The sequence below is a fragment of the Mycolicibacterium neoaurum ATCC 25795 genome (genome assembly GCF_000691525.1).
Taxonomy (GTDB): Bacteria; Actinomycetota; Actinomycetes; order Mycobacteriales; family Mycobacteriaceae; genus Mycobacterium; species Mycobacterium neoaurum.
The window spans coordinates 51,865-71,571 of the sequence record NZ_JMDW01000003.1 but is presented as its reverse complement, the minus strand read 5'-3'; the positions used below and the strand labels follow the sequence as shown (position 1 = coordinate 71,571).

22 protein-coding genes and 1 tRNA gene are annotated in these 19,707 nt (G+C 66.8%); 18 read left to right on the top strand and 5 right to left on the bottom strand.

Going from position 1 to position 19,707, the window contains the following annotated elements:
* The first annotated feature begins 5 nt into the window (after positions 1–5).
* From IC40_RS0102155 to IC40_RS0102135, 5 genes are all read left to right on the top strand, one after another.
* A complete protein-coding gene (locus IC40_RS0102155) occupies positions 6–212 on the top strand; it encodes a ferredoxin (protein ID WP_030133127.1) in 207 nt (68 codons plus the stop codon).
* A gap of 12 nt (positions 213–224) precedes the next feature.
* Positions 225–764, top strand: coding sequence for a nuclear transport factor 2 family protein (locus IC40_RS0102150; RefSeq protein WP_030133126.1), 540 nt, complete (start codon positions 225–227; stop codon positions 762–764).
* Positions 765–859: 95 nt separating this feature from the next.
* Positions 860–1,993, top strand: a complete 1,134-nt coding sequence (locus IC40_RS0102145; RefSeq protein WP_023986301.1) for an NDMA-dependent alcohol dehydrogenase — start codon at positions 860–862, stop codon at positions 1,991–1,993.
* Between the two features lie 6 nt (positions 1,994–1,999).
* The gene (locus tag IC40_RS0102140; protein WP_030133125.1) at positions 2,000–2,437 is read left to right on the top strand and encodes a nuclear transport factor 2 family protein; all 438 of its coding nucleotides are present in this window, start codon (positions 2,000–2,002) and stop codon (positions 2,435–2,437) included.
* 37 nt (positions 2,438–2,474) lie between these two features.
* Positions 2,475–3,293: an SDR family NAD(P)-dependent oxidoreductase gene (locus IC40_RS0102135; RefSeq protein WP_030133124.1), complete on the top strand. Its 819-nt coding sequence runs from the start codon at positions 2,475–2,477 to the stop codon at positions 3,291–3,293.
* Here the strand turns inward: IC40_RS0102135 and IC40_RS0102130 are convergent.
* Positions 3,286–4,929, bottom strand: a complete 1,644-nt coding sequence (locus tag IC40_RS0102130) for a long-chain-fatty-acid--CoA ligase (RefSeq protein WP_030133123.1) — start codon at positions 4,927–4,929, stop codon at positions 3,286–3,288. The genes IC40_RS0102135 and IC40_RS0102130 overlap by 8 nt on opposite strands.
* A gap of 61 nt (positions 4,930–4,990) precedes the next feature.
* Here IC40_RS0102130 and IC40_RS0102125 point away from each other — a divergent pair, with 61 nt between their 5' ends.
* On the top strand, positions 4,991–5,395 hold the full coding sequence (locus IC40_RS0102125) for an HIT family protein (RefSeq protein WP_019511051.1): 405 nt from the start codon (positions 4,991–4,993) through the stop codon (positions 5,393–5,395).
* Here the strand turns inward: IC40_RS0102125 and IC40_RS0102120 are convergent.
* Together IC40_RS0102120 and IC40_RS0102115 are read right to left on the bottom strand one after the other, a co-directional pair.
* A complete protein-coding gene (locus IC40_RS0102120; RefSeq protein WP_030133122.1) occupies positions 5,383–6,813 on the bottom strand; it encodes a sensor histidine kinase in 1,431 nt (476 codons plus the stop codon). The genes IC40_RS0102125 and IC40_RS0102120 overlap by 13 nt on opposite strands.
* 14 nt (positions 6,814–6,827) lie before the next feature.
* Positions 6,828–7,556 carry a response regulator transcription factor gene (locus IC40_RS0102115; RefSeq protein ID WP_031601696.1) on the bottom strand — a complete coding sequence of 243 codons (729 nt, stop codon included), beginning with the start codon at positions 7,554–7,556 and terminating at the stop codon, positions 6,828–6,830.
* 108 nt (positions 7,557–7,664) lie between these two features.
* Here IC40_RS0102115 and IC40_RS0102110 point away from each other — a divergent pair, with 108 nt between their 5' ends.
* From IC40_RS0102110 to IC40_RS0102100, 3 genes are all read left to right on the top strand, one after another.
* The gene (locus IC40_RS0102110; RefSeq protein WP_030133121.1) at positions 7,665–8,696 is read left to right on the top strand and encodes a hypothetical protein; all 1,032 of its coding nucleotides are present in this window, start codon (positions 7,665–7,667) and stop codon (positions 8,694–8,696) included.
* A gap of 19 nt (positions 8,697–8,715) precedes the next feature.
* Positions 8,716–8,787 (top strand) — tRNA-Thr (locus tag IC40_RS0102105).
* 47 nt (positions 8,788–8,834) lie between these two features.
* Positions 8,835–9,239: an HNH endonuclease signature motif containing protein gene (locus IC40_RS0102100; protein WP_030133120.1), complete on the top strand. Its 405-nt coding sequence runs from the start codon at positions 8,835–8,837 to the stop codon at positions 9,237–9,239.
* Positions 9,240–9,254: 15 nt separating this feature from the next.
* On the opposite strand, the gene IC40_RS28005 is transcribed toward IC40_RS0102100, so the two are convergent.
* On the bottom strand, positions 9,255–9,422 hold the full coding sequence (locus IC40_RS28005; protein ID WP_169740066.1) for a hypothetical protein: 168 nt from the start codon (positions 9,420–9,422) through the stop codon (positions 9,255–9,257).
* Between the two features lie 96 nt (positions 9,423–9,518).
* On the opposite strand from IC40_RS28005, the gene IC40_RS0102090 reads away from it, so the two are divergent.
* The 9 genes from IC40_RS0102090 to IC40_RS0102050 all read left to right on the top strand — a co-directional run bounded on the left by IC40_RS0102090 (position 9,519) and on the right by IC40_RS0102050 (position 18,788).
* The gene (locus IC40_RS0102090; RefSeq protein ID WP_030133119.1) at positions 9,519–9,884 is read left to right on the top strand and encodes a hypothetical protein; all 366 of its coding nucleotides are present in this window, start codon (positions 9,519–9,521) and stop codon (positions 9,882–9,884) included.
* A 122-nt stretch (positions 9,885–10,006) separates the two neighbouring features.
* Positions 10,007–12,214: a DUF4185 domain-containing protein gene (locus IC40_RS0102085; protein ID WP_051644254.1), complete on the top strand. Its 2,208-nt coding sequence runs from the start codon at positions 10,007–10,009 to the stop codon at positions 12,212–12,214.
* Position 12,215: 1 nt separating this feature from the next.
* A complete protein-coding gene (locus IC40_RS0102080) occupies positions 12,216–12,680 on the top strand; it encodes a hypothetical protein (RefSeq protein ID WP_030133117.1) in 465 nt (154 codons plus the stop codon).
* A 69-nt stretch (positions 12,681–12,749) separates the two neighbouring features.
* On the top strand, positions 12,750–13,898 hold the full coding sequence (locus IC40_RS0102075) for an XdhC family protein (RefSeq protein ID WP_030133116.1): 1,149 nt from the start codon (positions 12,750–12,752) through the stop codon (positions 13,896–13,898).
* 111 nt (positions 13,899–14,009) lie between these two features.
* A complete protein-coding gene (locus IC40_RS0102070) occupies positions 14,010–16,337 on the top strand; it encodes a xanthine dehydrogenase family protein molybdopterin-binding subunit (RefSeq protein ID WP_030133115.1) in 2,328 nt (775 codons plus the stop codon).
* Positions 16,338–16,339: 2 nt separating this feature from the next.
* The gene (locus IC40_RS0102065) at positions 16,340–17,038 is read left to right on the top strand and encodes an SRPBCC family protein (protein ID WP_030133114.1); all 699 of its coding nucleotides are present in this window, start codon (positions 16,340–16,342) and stop codon (positions 17,036–17,038) included.
* Positions 17,035–17,910 carry an FAD binding domain-containing protein gene (locus tag IC40_RS0102060; RefSeq protein ID WP_030133113.1) on the top strand — a complete coding sequence of 292 codons (876 nt, stop codon included), beginning with the start codon at positions 17,035–17,037 and terminating at the stop codon, positions 17,908–17,910. Before IC40_RS0102065 ends, IC40_RS0102060 begins: the two co-directional genes overlap by 4 nt.
* Complete coding sequence (locus tag IC40_RS0102055; RefSeq protein ID WP_030133112.1) at positions 17,903–18,391, top strand: (2Fe-2S)-binding protein; 489 nt, start codon at positions 17,903–17,905, stop codon at positions 18,389–18,391. Before IC40_RS0102060 ends, IC40_RS0102055 begins: the two co-directional genes overlap by 8 nt.
* A gap of 76 nt (positions 18,392–18,467) precedes the next feature.
* Positions 18,468–18,788, top strand: a complete 321-nt coding sequence (locus tag IC40_RS0102050) for a DUF732 domain-containing protein (RefSeq protein ID WP_030133111.1) — start codon at positions 18,468–18,470, stop codon at positions 18,786–18,788.
* Here the strand turns inward: IC40_RS0102050 and IC40_RS0102045 are convergent.
* Positions 18,785–19,618, bottom strand: a complete 834-nt coding sequence (locus IC40_RS0102045; RefSeq protein WP_030133110.1) for an SDR family oxidoreductase — start codon at positions 19,616–19,618, stop codon at positions 18,785–18,787. The two genes, IC40_RS0102050 and IC40_RS0102045, sit on opposite strands and share 4 nt — an antisense overlap.
* Positions 19,619–19,707: the final 89 nt, after the last annotated feature.

Genomic DNA, 19,707 nt, shown 5'->3' with positions numbered 1-19,707 from the left:
CGCCAATGGGTTGCTATCGCATAGAACTCGACGAGGACCTGTGCCAAGGCCACGCCATGTGCGAGCTGGAGGCGCCCGATGTCTTCCGGGTACCCAAACGCGGTGTGGTCGAGGTTCTCGACCTCGAGCCACCCGATGATCTGCGCGACGCTGTCGAGATGGCTGTCGACATGTGCCCTACCCGTGCTTTATCCATAATCGAAAAAGACTGAAAGGCAACGACAATGGCGTCAAGGGAAGCACTCGAAGACTGGGTCCAGCGCTGGCTGCAGGCCAACCGGGATGCCGAAGCGGCCGGTGACTGGAAGCCGATGGCGGAGTTCTACACCGAGGATGCGACATACGGCTGGAACATCGGCCCCAAGGAAGACGTCATGTGCGTCAACCGGGACGAGATCCGCGATGTCGCACTCGGACTGGAGATGGAGGGGCTGGAGAACTGGGTGTACGAGTACCAGAAGACCCTGATCGACGAGAAGCAGAACGAGATCGTCGGCTTCTGGAAGCAGATCGCCCACAAGAGCGACGGCACCAAGGACGAGATCTACGGTATCGGCGGCAGCTGGTTCCGCCTCAATGACGACTTGCTGATCGAGTGGCAGCGCGACTTCTTCGACTTCGGACATGTGCAGAAGGCGTTCATGAAGCTGATCTCCTCCGGCGATCTGACACCGACCATGCAGAAGCGCATCGAGCGCTCACTGGCGGGCGAGAAGCTGCCCGGCTACTACCCGCTCGGCGAGGCACCCGTACCCCTCTGGTGACCACCCGGCCAAGCGGTTGCTTGGGGGTGGGTGTGACGTACCTAACTACTGCCTCTAGTCTGATGGGCACCGGTTCTAGTGGAAGGCATATGCGCATGAAGACAAAAGGCGCTCTCATCTACGAGTTCAACCAGCCGTGGTCGATCGAGGAGATCGAGATCGGCGACCCCGTCAAGGACGAGGTCAAGATCCAGATGGAAGCCTCGGGCATGTGCCATTCCGATCACCACCTGGTGACCGGTGACATCCCGATGGCCGGTTTCCCGGTGCTGGGCGGACACGAGGGTGCCGGCGTGGTGACCGAGGTGGGCCCGGGAGTCGAGCACATCGCCCCCGGTGACCACGTGGTGCTGTCGTTCATCCCGTCCTGCGGTGAATGTCCGGCATGTCAGGAGGGCCTGCGCAACCTCTGCGATCTGGGCGCCGGACTGCTCGCCGGCACGGCCGTCTCCGACGGCACCCACCGGATCCACTCTGTGAAGACGGGCGAGCCGGTCATCCCGATGACCCTGCTGGGCACCTTCAGCCCGTACATGGTGGTGCACAAGAGCTCGGTGGTGAAGATTGACCCGAGCATCCCGTTCGAGGTGGCCTGCCTGGTCGGCTGCGGTGTGACGACCGGCTACGGCTCGGCCGTCCGCAGCGGTGACGTGCGCCCCGGTGATGATGTCGTCATCGTGGGCGTCGGTGGTGTCGGGACCGGTGCCCTGCAGGGCGCACTGAACGCCGGCGCGCGCAACATCTTCGCCGTCGACCCGGTCGAGTTCAAGCGCGACAACGCACTCAAATTCGGTGCCACCCATGCCTACCCGGACATCTTCAGCGCCATGGCCGGTGTCGCCGAGGTGACCCAGGGCCGGATGGCGCACAAGACCATCGTCACCGTCGGTGAGCTCAAGGGCGAGGATATCGACCACTACATGAACATCACCGCCAAGGGCGGAACGGTGGTGGCCACAGCGGTGGCGAACATGGCCGAGAACGACGTCAAGCTCAACCTGTCGATGCTGACCCTGCTGCAGAAGCGCCTGCAGGGCACCATCTTCGGCGGCGGAAATCCCCACCACGACATTCCGCAGCTGCTGTCGATGTACAAGGCCGGCCGGCTCAATCTCGACGACATGGTGACCCGGCAGTACCGGCTGGAGCAGATCAACGACGGCTACGCCGACATGCTGGAGGGTCGCAACATCCGCGGCGTCATCCGCTACACCGACGCCGACCGGTAACCACGCATGACCCAGAGCTCGCAGGACACCTCGGTCTCCCCGGTTGTCGCGGCGTCGCGGAACTCGTGGCGGTGCGTGCAATCGGGTGACCGAGAGGGCTGGTTGGCGCTGATGGCCGACGATATCGTCGTCGAAGATCCCATCGGGGAGGCCGTCACCAACCCCGACGGCACCGGGGTGCGTGGCAAGGCCGCCCTGGCGGCGTTCTACGACACCAACATCGGGCCCAACCAGTTGCGTGTCACCTGTGAGGCGACGTTTCCGTCGAGCAGTCCCCAGGAGATTGCCTACATCTTGGTGCTGGAGACGACGTTTCCGAACGGTTTCGTCGCCACGGTCCGGGGCGTGTTCACCTACCGCGTCGACGATGCGGGCCTGATCACCAACCTGCGTGGTTACTGGAACATGGACGCCATGACCTTCACCGAGGCCTCCGATCGCTAGGACTTCGGGGCGGCCGCTGGAAGAGAGCTGCGCCGTCGTGGTCGGCGGCACCCGCGGTGTCGGCCTGGCGGTCGCCGAGCTGCTCGCCGCGCAGGGCGCCGGCGTGGTCGTCAACGGCCGCGATCCCGATGCGGTCGCCGAAGCCGCCGAACGCATCTCGGGTGTCGGCTTCGCAGGGTCACCTGCCGACCCACAGGTCGCCGACGCCCTCGTCGGACGGTGCGTCGACGAGTTCGGCCGCATCGACATCCTGATCAATTGCGCCGGTACCGCCGAACCAACCGGCTCCTCGATCCTGACCGTCACCTCGGCGCAGTTCCGGGACCTGTTGGATGCGCATCTGCTGACCACCTTCGAGACGTGCCGTGCTGCCGCTTCCCATATGGTGCGGCAGCGTTCGGGTTCGATCGTCAACACGAGTTCGTTCGCCTTCCTCGGCGACTACGGGGGCACCGGGTACCCGGCGGGCAAGGGCGGGGTCAACAGCCTGACCCTGGCGATCGCCGCGGAGCTCGCCGAGCACGACGTCCGGGCGAATGTGTTGTGTCCCGGTGCCAGGACGCGGTTGTCGACGGGCGCCGAGTACGAGCAGCACATCGTCGAGTTGAACCGGCGCGGCCTGCTCGACGATGTCAGCATGCAGGGGGCACTCGACGCCGGTCCACCGGAGTATGTCGCACCTACCTACGCCTATCTCGCCGGTGATCTCGCCCGCCACATCACCGGCCAGATCTTCATCGCCGCAGGGGGTTTCGTCGGTCGTTTCGACCGGCAGCAGCCGGCATTCGTCGCCTACCGGGACCATCACGACGCGCCACCGTGGACGGTCGAGGAGATCGCCGCCGCCGTCAACTAGCGGTATCGGGCAACCGGTGCTCGCGGTATTCCTTGCGCAGCTGGATCTTGAGCAGCTTGCCGGTTGCGGTATGCGGTAGCTCATCGACGAAGACCACATCATCGGGCAGCCACCACTTCACCACCCGTTCGGCGAGATAGTCCAGGATCTCCTCGCGCGAAGCATCCTGTCCGGGCCGCTTCACCACCAGCAACAGCGGACGCTCCTGCCATTTCGGATGCGGCACACCGATCACCGCGGCCTCGGCGATCGCCGGATGCCCGGTGGCGGCATTCTCCAGGTCGATAGAGCTGATCCACTCGCCGCCGGATTTGATGACGTCCTTGGCGCGGTCGACAAGGTGCAGGTAACCATCCGGGTCGATGGTGGCGACGTCACCGGTGGGGAAGAATCCCTCGGCATCGAGCTTGTCGCCGCCCTCACCCTTGAAATAACCGCTGGCGATCCACGGGCCGCGGACGAACACCTCGCCGAATGCCTCGCCGTCCCACGGCAGCCGATTGCCCTCGTCATCGACGATCTTGATGTCGACACCCCAGATGGCGTGGCCCTGCTTGAGTTTCAGCTTCATCTTGTCTGCCGCGGACAGGCCGGCGTGCCGGGGCGCCAGCTTGCCGATCACACAGAGCGGGCTGGTCTCGGTCATCCCCCAGCCCTGTACCACCTCCGAGCCGAAATCCCGTTCGAACCGTTCGATCATGGACTGCGGCAGGGCCGCTCCCCCGGTGCCCGCGAACTCCAGCCGCAGTTCGTGCGGGTCGATCTCGGGGTGGTCGTCGAGGTAGGAGAACAACATCATCCACACGGTGGGAACACCCTGGGTGAAGTTGACCCCTTCGTCGCGCATCAACCCGTACAGGCTCTCACCATCGAGGTGTGGCCCCGGCAGCACGAGCTTGGCACCGACGATCGGGGCGGTGTAGGGAGTACCCCAGGCATTCGCGTGGAACATCGGCACGACCACCAGGATGGTCGATCCGCTGTGCAGGTCGAAGCTGTCGCGCGGGATCGCACCCAGCGCATGTAGCACCGTCGACCGGTGGGAGTACAAGACGCCCTTGGGATTACCGGTGGTTCCCGAGGTGTAGCACAGCGACGAGGCGCTGCGCTCGTCGAATTCGGGCCACCGATAGTCGACCGACTGCGCGCCCACCAACTCGTCGAAACACAACAACCGGTCGACGCCGATCTCGGGCATATGGTCGCGATCGGTCATGGCGATGTAGGTCTGCACCGTCTGCAGCTGCGGTGCGATCTGTTCGACCAGGGACGCAAAGGTGATGTCGAAGAACAACACCCGATCCTCGGCGTGGTTGATGATGTAGACGATCTGTTCGGCGAACAACCGCGGATTGACGGTGTGCAGGACTGCGCCGGATCCCGAAACTCCGTAGTACAGCGACAGATGCCGGTCACTGTTCCAGGCCAACGTGCCCACCCGGTCGCCGGACTCGATGCCGAGTTCGGTCAGCGCGTTGGCCACCTGCTTGGACCGATCCCGCACAGCCGACCAGGTGGTCCGCGAGATCATGCCCTCCGGCAGCCTGGACACGATCTCGGTGTTGCCGTGGAATGTCGCCGCGTGGTCGATCAACGACGAGATCATCAACGGCCGGTCCTGCATCAGCCCATGCATCTGGCCAGGCTAATGGTGCCGCCTACGCATCGCAGGCGATCCAAGGACTAGCCTCGATGCCATGGCGACCGTCTTCTCCATGATCATCAACCGTGAGATCCCCGGCCGATTCGTCTACGAGGACGACGAGATCGTGGCATTCCTGACCATCGAACCGATGACCCAGGGCCACACGCTGGTGGTGCCGCGCGCCGAGGTCGACAACTGGCAGGATCTCGACCCCGCCCTCTTCGGCCGGGTCATGGCGGTGGCACAGAAGATCGGTAAGGCCGTCTGCGCCGCATTCGACGCCGAACGGGCCGGGGTGATCATCGCCGGACTGGAGGTTCCGCACCTGCACGTGCACGTGTTCCCCGCCCGCGATCTCAGCGATTTCGGATTCGCCGGTGTGGACCGCAACCCGTCGCCGGAATCCCTCGACGAGGCGCAGGCGAAGATCACCGCGGCGCTGGCTCAGCTGAGCTGAACCGCGGCCTCCACGATCCGGGGCAGGGTGACCCGGAACCGGCAGCCCTTGCCGGGCGCGGTGTCCACCGACACGCTGCCACCGTGGGCCAGCACCAGCGAATCGACGATCGAGAGCCCCAACCCCGAGCCGCCGCTGGCCCGCGTGCGTGACGAGTCGGCGCGGTAGAAGCGCTCGAAGACACGTTGGGCGTCTTCGGTATTCATGCCGGGTCCCGCATCGCACACCTCGATCACCGCGTCATCGCCTTCGGTGCCCACCCGCACCGTGACCGGCGCGCTCTCCGGGGTGTGCTGCAAGGCGTTGGCCATCAGATTGCTCAGCACCTGCCGTAACCGGGCCTCGTCGCCCAGCACCTCCGGCGTGCCCGGTCCGTCGAAGACCTGCATTCCGATCGGGCGCGCCGGGGCGACGGTCTGCGCGTCGTGCACCGCATCACTGGCGAGCGCCAACAGGTCCACGCGGCGCTGCTCCAGCGGACGCTGTTCGTCCAGCCTCGCCAACAGCAGCAGATCCTCGACGAGCAGGCCCATCCGGCCCGCCTCACTCTCGATACGCCCCATCAGCATCTCGGTATCGCGCGCCGCGCCCTGGCGGTACAGCTCGGCGTACCCCCTGATGGTCGTCAGCGGCGTGCGCAGGTCGTGGCTGGCATCGGCGATGAACCGTCGCATCCGCTCCTCGGATTGCTGTGCCAGCTCCGCCGATTCCGCCGACGATGCCATCGCCCGCTGGATCTGGGCGAGCATGCCGTTCAACGCCAGGGACAGTCGGCCCACCTCGGTACGCGGATCACGTTGCGGGACACGACGATCCAGTTCCCCGTCGGCGATGGCAGCAGCGGTCTCCTCGACTTCGGCCAGCGGTTTGAGGCTACGGCGCACCACGGCATAACCGACGACGCCGAGGACCAGCAGCACCGCGGTCCCGATCCCTAGTTGAGACCAGACCAACGCGCGCACACTGGACTCCACGTCGGTCAGATCGATGGCCACCGTGGTCAGTTCGCCGTCGGGACCGCCGACGGTGACCGCGCGCCATTGCACGCCGGAACCGTCCTTGGAACCGACGGTGACCGGCTCAGGTCCGACGTCGTTGCTCACCGGCAGGACCGGCTCTGCCGAACTGTCGTTGATGGCCAACTGGATCCGGCCGTCGGCGTCGGTGCCACGGACGTAGAAGTTGGTGGGCGGATTCGCGGGGCTGGGATCCTGCAACGGTTCGGCGAACGCGTGCGGCGCCTGCGCCCAGCCGCCCGACGCCTCCAGCAGGGTGTCGTCGACACGTTTGATCTCGGTGTGGCGCATTATCGAGGTGACGGCAATGCCGGATGCCAGCAGTCCGAAAGCCACCAACACGAGCGTGGCCGCCACCAACCCGACACGCAGCGGCACCGCCCGCCGGTATCTACCGATCATGGATGAATGATCGTCTACCGCGGCTCACGCAGCACGTACCCCACACCGCGCAGCGTGTGCAGCAGTCGCTTGTCACCGGTGTCGATCTTGCGCCGCAGATAGGAGACATAGGACTCGACGACGTTCACATCGCCGCCGAAGTCGTAGCGCCACACGTGATCGAGGATCTTGGGCTTGGACAGCACCGTGCCCGCGTTGATGATGAAGTAGCGCAGCAGCGTGAACTCCGTCGGCGACAGCGATACGGGTTCGCCGGCCTTCCACACCTCGTGGGTCTCCTCGTCGAGCTCGATATCGGCGAAGCTCAGCCGGGCGTTCTTGGGTTCTTCGACACCGCGGCCGACCCGGCGCAGGATGACGCGCAACCGCGCCACCACTTCCTCCAGGCTGAACGGCTTGGTCACGTAGTCGTCACCGCCGAGGGTGAGGCCGGTGATCTTGTCTTGCAGGTTGTCGCGCGCGGTGAGGAAGAGCGCGGGGGCGTCGATGCCGTCGGCGCGCATCCGCCGCAACACGCCGAAGCCATCCATGCCCGGCATCATCACGTCGAGGATCACCGCATCGGGCTTGATCTCGCGGGCCTTGGCCAGTGCGTCGGGACCGCTGGCAGCGGTGTGCACCTCGAATCCCTGGAACTTCAGGCTCACCGACAGCAACTCCACGATGTTGGTCTCGTCGTCGACGACGAGGATGCGCGCCTCGGGGATGCTGTCGTGAGATTCGGATATCGCTGCCATTGCCATGAAGTTCACAGTGCACTCTCTGGTTGAAGCACGCCTGGAGACTGGCTGTGAACTCACTGAGAATGCGAACTCGGCCGGCCCCGCCGACGGCCGCCCTAGACTGGCCGCATGAACCTCGGCAACACCATCGTGCAGGTTGCCACGGCCCCGGTGCGGGTCGGGCTGGCCGTTGCCGACATCGGACTCAACATCGCTGGTGGCACGCTGAAGGTGGTGCAGCGATCACTGACCGACGCCGGCCCGGTCAGTGGTACCACCGGCTTTGCCGCGATGCTCGGCATCGATGATGCGGTCGACCGCGCCAACCGGCTGGCCAGGTTGATGGACGATGACGCCCCGCTCGGACGGGCGCTCGCTCCCGAAGGGCCGCTCAATCAGCTGCTGCGACCAGGCGGGTTGGTCGATCAGCTGACCGCGCCGGGTGGTCTGCTGGATCGGTTGAACAATCAGAACGGACCGGTTGCCCGCGCGCTGGCCGAGGACGGGCTGATCGACCAGATCACCGCCGAAGGTGGACTCGCCGACCGGCTGACCGCCGAGGGTGGTGTCGTCTCCCGAGTGATCGCTCCCGGCGGGTTGGCCGACCGACTGCTCGCCGAAGACGGCCTGGTGGAGCGGGCACTGCGCGAGGACGGGGTCGCCGAACAACTGCTCTCCGAGAACGGCCCGGTCGGCCGGGCGCTGGCCAAGGGCGGTCTGGTCGATCAGGTCACCGCCGAGGGCGGACTGATCGATCGGCTGACCACCGACAGCGGCGCGCTGTCGCGGCTCATCGCACCTGGCGGACTGGCCGATCAGCTGCTCGCCGACGACGGTCTGATCGAACGGATCCTTCGGGAGGACGGCGTCGTCGACACGCTGCTGGCCGATGGCGGTCTGCTGGACACGTTGACCGACCCGGACGGGCCGCTGCTCAAGCTCGCCGATGTCGCCGACACCCTCAACCGCCTGGCGCCGGGGCTGGAGGCGCTGGCACCGACCATCGACGCCCTGCACGAAGCCGTCATCACGCTGTCCCAGGTGGTCAACCCGCTGTCGAACATCGCCGGGCGCATTCCGCTGGGACGTCAGCGCAGCCGCCGCACGGCGGCCATGCCGCGCGCGGTGGTCTCCGAACGCGTCATCGACGAAGAGGGCTAAGCTGTCCGGCGTAGTACACGCCTCCGTAGCTCAGTGGTAGAGCACTCGCCTTGTAAGCGAAAGGCCGTCGGTTCAATCCCGACCGGGGGCTCAGTTATGGCACGGCTGGTTGTCGGACCGCGAACGTAGCGTGCGGGCATGAGACAGTGCCGAGGCTGCGGAGTTGCACTCACACGGCGCAGCCAGAAAGTGTTCTGTAGCAATCCGTGTCAAATTGCGTTCCGCCGCACGACGCGAACGCAGCTGTGGCTGGCATCCGGCCAGGGCCGTGCCGGTTCTCTGCGTGGCCATTACATCCGCTCGTACGTGGCCGCCGAACAGGGCGGCTGCTGTGCACTTTGCGGCTGTTCGGACACCTGGCAAGGCCTTCCGCTGATCTTCGTGCTCGACCATATCGACGGCAATTCCGAGAACAACCGGCGCGAAAACCTGCGCCTGGTGTGCCCGAACTGCGATTCCCAACTGCCCACGTACAAAAGCCGCAATCGCGGCAACGGCCGGAGCATCCGGCGGCAGCGGTACGCCGACGGGAAGTCCTACTGACCCGCAGCCGATCCGTCAGGTCTCGTCGGCGATCTGGCGGCGGCTCTCGTGTAACCCGGGTCCGTCGGGATCCTCGTGCCGACGGTCGAGCTGGTCCTGCACCTCGCGCTGGTCGGCGGTGGCCTTGGTGGCGTCCGCGGGGTTGGCCGGCGGGTCGTTGTCGTCCTGGATGTCCTGTTCCATGCCCGCGGGTTCTCCCCGCCGACCGAAAACTAAACGCCTTGCCCGAACCCACACCCGGGCATGTGTAGCTTGTGAGGCGAGACAGGGAGGTGCGCCGTGGCCGATGCCGGATTCTGGGTTGCCTGGGGTTTGCCCACCCAGGGCCGCGAGGCGCTGGCACTGGAGACCCTGAAATCGTCTCGGGACTTCCTCACCGAGCTGGCCGAGACCGGGCGCATCGAACGGTACGACACCGCCATCCTCAAGCCCCAGACCACCGAACTCGGTGGCTTCTTCCTCATCCAGGGCAGCCGAGCGCAGATCGATCAGCTGCGTCGCGATGCCGATTTCGAGCGCTGGGCCAACCGCGTCCAACTGGTTGCCGACCGCGTCGCGATCGTGGACGCCTGGGCGGGTAACGGAATCGACGAAGCGACCGATCTCTACATCGAGGCGCTGCGTGAGGCCGGTCTGCACGGCTGAATCCCCCGGCCGGCCGGACCGGTCGCGGCGCTTGCGTTAATTGCCTCTTCCGTTAACGGCTTTGCTGAGGTTCTATTAGAGGTACTTGTTGGGCCGGGGGCGGACAGCACGGAGGCACCATCATGGGCTCATCGACGTTCTTCTGGCGGGGCGGGGGGCTGGCGGTGGGTCGCGTCGGGGGCCTGGCCGTGGCGCTGGGCGTCGGAACGGCGATCGTCAGCGGGCACGGCATCGCCGCGGCTGAGGGCAGCGATTCGGGCGGCGCCGGCAATTCGTCGAGCGCGTCCAACAGCACCGGCGGACCCTCGACGACGACGTCGTCGGGTGCGGGCAGCACCGCGGGTTCGGGCCAGAAGACCAGCCAGAACACCGAGGAATCCGAAGGTCCCGGCATCGGCGGCACGCCCCGAGAGCGCGACGACGACCGCGAGAACGACAAGAGCGTCACGTCCGGTGGTACCGGACAAGGCGCCGGGTCCGACGAAAAGTCCGGCGATGACGTCATCGACGGGTCCAAGATCGACGACGAGCCGCCCGGTGATTCCACCGGTGGCACCGAGCACGAGTCCCCTGACGTCGAACCCGGTTCGACGCCGACCGACAAGGACGATCCGGCAGAGCAGCCGGCCCCGACCGCACCGCGCGTCACCGCACGCCAATCCGACCGGCCACACGGCGTATCGCCGACCACGGAGCAAGTCAGCTCGCCGCCCGAGCCCGGTGCAGCCACGCCCGGCGCCACCGACTCACGGACCACCACCAAGACCGCGAGCCTGACCACCACCCGGGTCGCCGACCCGTCGGACACCTTGGCCGCGGCCGGCAACGTCGCGGTGTTCGCCCCGGCACGCACCCTGGCCACCGCCACCGTCACCGACAGTGCCGCCCGACCGGCCGCCACCGCCTCGGCGCATCCGCTGACCGGCGTGGTGAAGGTCGTCGCCAACGTGCTCGACTGGGCGGCGGGCGTGGTTCCGGGCTCCCCGAGCGCGCCGACCCTGGCATGGGCGCTGCTGGCCTTCGCCCGGCGCGAGGTGGACAACCTGCTCAGCCGACTCGATCCCGCGCACGCCGCCGCAGCCGCGGCGGCCAATGCGGCAGCCGCCGCCACCGACACCTCGGCGCGCGCGCTGGCCGCGGCCGCGATCAACCCGCGTCCCGGCTTCCCCCCGCTGGGCTATCAGTTCAGCCCGTCTACCAGTTTCGTGGATTGGGTCACCGGAAACTTCGCCCCCAATGACACCTTCAACCGGTATGGGATCTGGGGCACCGACGTCGGGACCATGTGGGACAACGGAATTCCCGACGACCCCAGCACCCCGATCAACGAGAGCCAGGTGCTCATCGCCTTCGGCGACACCTTCGGCGGCCCCAACATGACCGGCACCTGGCGGCTGAACACGCTGTTCCGCAGCCCGGACCGCAACCTTGCCGACGGCCTTGCCGTGCCGGGCGGACAGTGGTTCAACGGCAACATGTTCGGCGGCTCCCCGCTGTGGGAGGAGCATTACGCCAGGCAGATCATCCTGCCCGAACGGCTCCCCAAGGGACTGCCGACGGGCGTGACGCTGATCCCGACGGCCGGCATCTCGGTTCCCACCCCGGGTACCAAATACGGTGCGACCCAGTACCTCAGCTTCATGTCGGTCAAGCAGTGGGGGGCGGCGGGACAATGGTCGACCAACTATTCGGCCATCGCCTATTCGGAGGACAACGGCGAGAACTGGTACATCGCCCCGAGCAGTGTGCGCACCAACTTCGGCGGTAACGCGAACTTCCAGCAGGGCGCATTCGTGCGGCCCGGTGACGGGTTCGTGTACTCCTACGGAACGCCGAACGGCCGGCAGGGTCAGGCCTTCGTATCGCGGGTGGCCGAGAAGGACATCCTGGATGTCACCAAGTACGAGTACTACAGTGCGGGCAGCAGCGGCTGGCTGTTCGGCATCGGCGCCTATAGCGCCGGCTGGTACCGCAACGACCCGGGCAAGGCCTCCCCCATCTTCGGTCGCGAGACCGGGGCGTGCGGTATCGCCAAAGCCGGCAACCAGGTCAGCGAGATGTCGGTGCAGTACAACAAGCAGCTCGGGAAATACGTTGCCCTGCACGGGGATCAGTTCAACAACATCATCCTGCGCACCTCGGATCGCCCCGAGGGCGGATGGTCGGCACCGACGGTGTTGATGGGACAGCAGGGTGGCGGCATCTACGCGCCGATGATGCATCCGTGGTCGCCCTCGACGCTGGGCACCGGCACCGAGCTGTACTTCAACCTCTCGGTGTGGAACGACTACAACGTGTGGCTGGTGAAAACCGACCTCGCCAAGCTCTGACATGCGTACCCGCACGATCACGGCGGTGACGTTCGCGGCGCTGGTGTCGGCGGCGCCGGCGCATGCCGATCCGCCGGCACCGAACACTCCGTGCACACCTGACCTGACCGGTGTCACCACGATGCAGGCCGGCCACGTCCTGCCGCTGGTGTGCACGGGCGGACGGTGGGCGGCGGTGACGGTGCCCGGGGATCCCAGCGATCGCTGGGTGAGCTTCGGTCCGGACATGGCCCTGCACGGTGAGGGGCTGCGTAACCCGAACCTGGCCTCGGGAACCTGGACTGCTACCCCGCTGGATCCACAAACGTCTTGCGGTGCAACGCAACAGGGCGTCGTCAGTGCAGGTGTCGTCGGCCCCCCTTCGACCACGAACGCCCCGCCCGGCCAACCGCTGACCCTCGTGGTGGTGCCGCGATTGTTCGATATCGTCATGACCGGTCACTGCATGTGGACCCGCAACCGCTAGTCGGACATCCACGGTTCGGCATTCGATTCCGCCGCGAGCAGCACCGGCGGTCGCACATAGACTTCGGTCGTGCGAGAGATTCTCGGTGAGTTGCTGGACATCTGGCGTTCCGGCGGTACCGCCGGTGTGGCCACGGTCGTGCGCACCATCCATTCCGCTCCCCGGCCGGCCGGCGCGGCATTGGCGGTGGCGCCCGACGGCAGCGTCGCCGGATCGGTATCCGGCGGTTGCGTGGAGGGTGCGGTATACGAGCTCGCCACCGAAGTCGTAGCGACCGGTTCGCCGAAATTGCAGCGCTACGGCATCACCGATGACGACGCCTTCGCCGTCGGACTGACCTGCGGAGGAATTCTGGACGTCTTCGTCGAAGCGGTCTCCGAACAGACATTTCCGCAGCTTTCGGCGCTGGCCGAGGCGATCGACAACCACCGGCCGATATCCGTCGCCACCGTGATCTCGCATCCCGATGCAGGCCGGATCGGGCGGCGGATCCTCATTGAGCCCGGCAGTGCGGACGGTTCACTGGGATCGGCACGAGCCGATGCCGCCGTCATCGACGATGCGCGAGGTCTGCTGCTGGCCGGACAGACTGCGGTGTTGTCCTATGGTCCGGACGGCGAGCGGGTCGACGAGACCGACGATCGAGGTATGGAGGTCTTCGTCGCCAGCTACGCGCCCCGGCCGCGGATGGTGATCGTCGGTGCGATCGATTTCGCTGCGGCCCTGGCACGCCAGGCCGATTTCCTGGGCTACCGCGTAACGGTATGTGACGCACGTCCGGTCTTCGCCACCCCGGCCCGTTTTCCGGCCGCCGACGAAGTGGTGGTCGACTGGCCGGACCGATACCTGCGGGCCCAGCGAGACGACGAGGCCATCGACGGCCGCACCGCCATCTGCGTACTGACCCACGATCCCAAGTTCGACGTGCCGGCCCTCGAGGTGGCACTGCGACTCCCCGAGGTCGGGTATGTGGGCGCGATGGGCTCGCGACGCACGAATTCCGACCGGTTGACCCGACTTGCCGAGGCGGGACTGAGTGCCGCTGAGCTCGACCGCTTGTCCAGCCCGATCGGACTGGATCTGGGCGCGCGCACTCCCGAAGAAACCGCTGTCTCGATCGTCGCCGAGATCATCGCCCGCCGGTGGGGCGGCGGCGGGCGGCCGCTCACGGCGGTCGACGGGCGAATCCACCACGAACGCGCGGACGACCAGCGATAACGCGACTCTCCCTTTCTGGAATGCGACCTCTCTGTGTAGGATAATTTCACTTGCATTCGGGCATGAGCCAGTCGCTTACGCACGAAGAGTGGCGAACGAGGGGAGTCAGCAGTGACGGGAACCGTCGACACCCGATACGCCGGCGCCCGCGTCCCCCGTGTCGAGGACACCCGGTTGCTGACCGGCCGGGGCACCTACGTCGATGACATCCAACGACCCGGCATGCTGCACGCCTGCTTCGTGCGCAGTCCCTTCGCGCGCGCCACCGTCAACGGCATCGACACCGCGGCGGCACTGGCGCTGCCGGGCGTGCAGGCGGTCTTCACCGCGGCCGATATCAATCCAGACGTCCGCGAGGCCTGGCATGCGGTGGCCGGTAAGGACATCGCTGACACGCCCCGCCCCCCACTGGCAGACGGTGAGGTGAAGTTCGTCGGAGACCCGGTGGCCCTTGTCGTCGCCGCAAGCCGCAGGCTCGCCGAGGACGCCGCCGATCTGGTCGATGTGGACTACACGCCCCTTCCCGCCCTCGCCGACTTCCGCAAAGCCATCGGCGCCGAAGTCGTGGTGCACCAGGCATACCCCGACAACGTGGCCGGCGGAATGGGCGGCATGCCGCCCGACGAGGACGTCTTCGCCAACGCAGCCCATGTCGTAAAGGAACGCATCTACCAGCAGATGTACGTCCCGGTTCCGATGGAGACGCGCGGCATCGTCGTCGAGTGGACCGCGGGCACCTCGGAGCTCACGGTGTGGGGATCCAGCCAGACCCCGCATGAGCTGCGCGCCTTCGCCGCTCGTCTGCTCGGCATCCCGGCACAGGGTGTGCGGGTGATCGTGCGGGACACCGGTGGCGGGTTCGGTCAGAAGGTCGTGCCGCTGCGGGAAGACATGTGCATCATGCTGGCCGCCCGCAAGGTGCCCGGTCCGCTCAAATGGATCGAGGATCGCCGCGAGAATCTGATGTCGGCCGGCCAATCCCGCCACGTCGACGGCACCGTGCGAATGGCGTTCGACGCCGACGGCAGGATCCTGGCCGCCGACATCGACTTCATCCAGGACATCGGGGCGTACCCGACGCCTTATCCGGTGCTCACCACCGCGGCCATCGGGATGTTCTTCCCGGGCCCGTACCGCGTTCCGAAGGCCAGCTTCAATTACAAGACGGTGTTCTCCAACACCCCGGGCCTGCACGCCTATCGCGGGCCGTGGCAGTACGAAACCCTCACCCGGGAAATGCTTCTCGACATCGCTGCCCGCAAGATCGGGATGGACCCTGTGGAGTTGCGCAGGATCAACATCCTGCGCGGTGACGAGATGCCGTTCTTCAACCCCAACGGCATGCCGTACGACAACTGCGCTCCTGCGGACACCTTCGAGCAGGCGGTGAAGATTCTCGACCACGAGGGCTTCCGCAAGGCGCAGGAGCAGGCATTGGCGCACGGCCGCTATATCGGCCTGGGCTTCTCGGCCTATATCGAGCCGACCGGCGCCGCGACCGGGCACCTGGCCACCGAAGGTGCCACCATCCGGATGGAGTCGACCGGCAAGATCAACGTGTACGTCAACGGCGGTTCGGCAGGTAACAGCATCGAGACCACCGTCGTCCAGCTGACCGCGGATGCCCTTGGCGCGAACATCGACGATGTATCCACCATCCAAGGTGACACCGCGGTCACACCGTACGGGGCCGGGACACAAGGCAGTCGCAGCGGCCCCATGACGGCCGGTGCCGTGCACGAGGCGGGCTCGATCTTGCGCGGACAGATCGTCGCGATCGCCGCACACATCCTCGGCGTCGATGCCGACGACATCGCCCTCGGCGACTCCACCGCCACGGTGCGCTCCGATCCGGACAGGTCGGTCAGCTTCGCCGATATCGCCTACCGTTCCTACTACGAGCCGGCCCAACTGGGTGGCGTCCCCCCGACGCTCGAAGCGACCGCGCGGTTCAACTCGCAGGCGATGATCCACTGGGCCAACGCGACCCACGTGTGCACCTGTGAGGTCGACATCGTCACCGGACAGGTCTCGCTGACCCGCTATATCGTCAGTGAGGACGTCGGGCCGATGATCAATCCGAACGTGGTCGAGGGTCAGGTCGCCGGTGGCACGGTCCAGGGCATCGGTGGTGCACTGCTGGAGCACCTGGCTTATGACGACGCGGGCAACCCCGTCGCTTCCACGTTCGTCGACTATCTGCTGCCGACGGCCACCGAGATCCCGCCCATCGAGTTCGGCCACGTGGAGATTCCCGGTCCCGGCGTCGGTGGCTACAAGGGTGCAGGCGAGGGCGGGGCCATCGGGTCGCCCCCAGCGGTCATCAATGCCATCAACGACGCGCTGGCGCCGCTCGGCGTCACCGTCACCTCGATGCCGGCCACCCCTGCGGCCATCGTCGACCTCATCGAAGCTGCCGCGCAACGGAAGGACCGCTGATCGTGGAACTCAACAATGAATTCCGGGTCGCGGTACCGGCCGCGACGGTCTGGGACGTCTTCACCGACGTGGAGCGGGTGGCACCCTGCCTGCCCGGCGCCACCCTGCTCAGTGTCGACGGTGACGACTTCACCGGCGCCGTCAAGGTCAAGGTCGGCCCGATCACGGTGTCCTACAAGGGAGTTGCCACCTACGAGGAGAAGGACGTTGCTGCCCGACGGCTGGTGCTCAAGGCCGAAGGCAAGGAGACCCGCGGCAATGGCACCGCCGCCGCAACGGTGACAGCACAGCTCAAGGATGAGGGTGATGCCACCACCGTGGTGATCACCACCGACCTGGCCATCTCCGGAAAGGCGGCCCAGTTCGGCCGGGGTGTGCTCGCCGATGTGTCGGGAAATCTGATCGCCCAGTTCGCACGCCGCCTGGAAGCAGAGTTGCTCGGTGGCGCAACGGTATCCGCACAATCCACGACAGCACCGACCGCGGAGAACGCCGCGGTGGCCGCCCAACCGGGAGCCGACTCGGTCGATCTGTTCACGCTCGTCGCCGTTCCCATGGCCAAGCGGTATGGGCCGGTGCTCGGCGCGGCCGCCGCAGCGGGCGTGATCGGCTTCCTCGTCGGGCGCCGGCGCAACTCCGTGAGTCCGGCGGTGGCCAGGGCAGACGAACTGATCGCCGGCCTGTCGAGGCTGCTGGCATGAAGGCCGCCCCCTTCGCCTACCACCGCCCTGCATCGGTCGCCGAAGCGCTTCAGGCACTCGCCGAGATGGGCGACGAGGCAAAGGTGCTCGCCGGCGGCCAGAGCCTGATCCCGCTACTGGCCATGCGGCTCACCCATTTCGAGAACCTGGTCGACATCTCCCGGATCCCCGAGTTGTGTGGCATCGACCTCGACGGCGATGAACTGGTGGTCGGCGCGGGTACTTCCCACGCACTCGTGGGGATGGACGACGAGGTCGCCGAGTCTGTCCCGCTGCTGTCCTTGGCTACACCGCATATCGGGCATTTCCAGATCCGCAACCGCGGCACCCTCGGCGGTGCACTCGCCCACGCCGACCCTGCCGCCGAGTTCGCCGCGGTGGCACTGACATTGGACGCCACCATCGATGCCGCCTCGGCACGGGGTGACCGACGGATACCGGCAGCAGACTTCTTCACCGGACTGTGGGAGAACGCGCTGGCCGGCGACGAACTGCTGTGTGCCGTTCGGTTCCCGGTCTGGTCTGGACGCACCGGTTTCGCCGTGCGCGAATTTGCGCGCCGGCACGGCGATTTCGCCATTGCCGGCGCCACCGTGGCGGTGGAGATCGACGCCGATGACCGGGTGCGGCGGTGCGCGGTGGGCCTACTGGGCCTGGGGTCCACACCGTTGCGCGGCACCCCGGCCGAACGCGCCGTGCTCGGCCGGCCCGTCACCGATATCACCGCCGCGGAATTCGGGGCGTTGGCGCTGTCCGAGCTGCTCGACATCCCCGCCGACCGGCAGGGATCGGTGGCCTACCGGACCCGGGTCGGTTCGGCGATGGTCGCCCGCGCATGGGCCGACGCAACCGAGGAGGCGCTCGATGCATGAACTACCGGTCGACATCACCGTGAACGGCCGCCGTTACCGGGACAGCGTCGAGGCGCGCGTCACGCTGGCCGATCACCTGCGGGAGAATTGCGGCCTGACCGGAACCCATCTGGGGTGTGAGCACGGCGCCTGCGGTGCCTGCACGGTGCTGTTGGAGGGACAGGCGGTCCGTGCGTGTCTGGTGTTGGCAGTCCAGGCCGACGGCCAGGACGTCACCACGGTCGAGGGCATTGCCGATGCTGACGGCACCCTGTCCGCCGTGCAGGCGGCCATGCGCGAATGTCACGGGCTGCAGTGCGGCTTCTGCACGCCCGGTTTCGTCACATCCATCACGGCATTGCTGCGCGACAACCCCGATCCCACCGACCAGGAGATCCGTGAGGGCCTGTCCGGGAACTTCTGCCGGTGCACCGGTTACCAGGGCATCGTCAACGCCGTGAAACGCGCCGCCGAATCCCTGGCCGCCGACCCCGTTGGGTAACGTCGACGGCCATCCCGTCGATAGTCCCCACAGCGTCTGCCGAGGTATCCCGCTCGACGCTGGGACAGGAGAGCACATGACCGTCACGCGCTTGCTGGCCGCCGTTGTCCTGGCCGCCGGAGCCGGGCTCGGCGCCGCCGCGCCCGCCGCCGCCGAAGAACTCACCCAGGAGCAGTTCCTCGCCGCGATCGCCCAGCAGGGCGTGCAGGTCGGCAGCGATGAGGACGCCGTGAGGATCGCCCAGCGGATGTGCGAGATCGCCGGCGACGGCAGCGGCGCAAAACTGCAGAAGGCCGTTTACTACGTCCGCGATCACACCAAGCTGAGCAAGGACGGCGTCACGACCTTCGCCGGTATCGCCGCCCGGGTGTACTGCCCGGACGTCCTGCCCAGCTAGTCGGTTACCACACCGCGCAGACCGTCCGCACCGAACAGTGGCTCGAGCATCCCGGAGAGATCGGGCCCGCGTCGCAGGCCGTGCCCGCCGTCGACGTTGATCACCTGGCCGGTGATGAAGCTCGCGGCATCGCTGAGCAGGAACACCGCCAGATTCGCGACATCCTCGACCTCGCCGACCCGCGGCAGCGGCGTGCATGCGGCGTAGTCCGCGCTCAGTGCAGGCACGTCGAAGATCGGCGCCACCATGTCGGTGCGGGTCAATCCGGGACGGATCCCGTTGACGCGTACCGAGGACGGACCCAGCTCGTCGGCGGCGACCATCATCAGATGATCCAGCGCGGCCTTGCTGGGCCCGTAGGCGCCGAACCAGCGGTGGGTGTTGCTCGAGGCGATCGAGGAGATTCCGACGAACGATCCGCCGCCGCCGCGGACCAGCTCGCGGGCGGAGTGCTTCAGCACGTACATGGTCCCGTTGATGTTCAGGTCGACCGTGTTGCGCCAGGCCGCGGAGTCGATCTGGGTCAGCGGGCCGATCGTTTCCGAACCGCCTGCGCTGTGCACGACGCCGTCGAGCCTGCCGTGCCAGGCGGTCGCCGCGTCGACGAGGCGGGCGGCCTCGTCCTCGTCGGTGATATCGGCGGGCTGGTAGTTCACCTGACCGGTGCCCGCGCCGCCGATCTCCGCTGCCGCGGCCTCCAATTTGTCGGCATTACGGCCGGCGAGCACGACGTTGCCGCCGGCGCCGACGATGGCGGCCGCCACCCCCTTGCCGATACCGCTGCCACCCCCGGTGACCAGATAGGTGCGCTCGGCCAGCGACAGCAGCATGGACATACCTCCGCGAAAAGAAGATCACCTAACTAGAACAGGTTCCAGTTATACGGCACCGCTGACCTCGGCGCCGAGGTTTCCGGCGA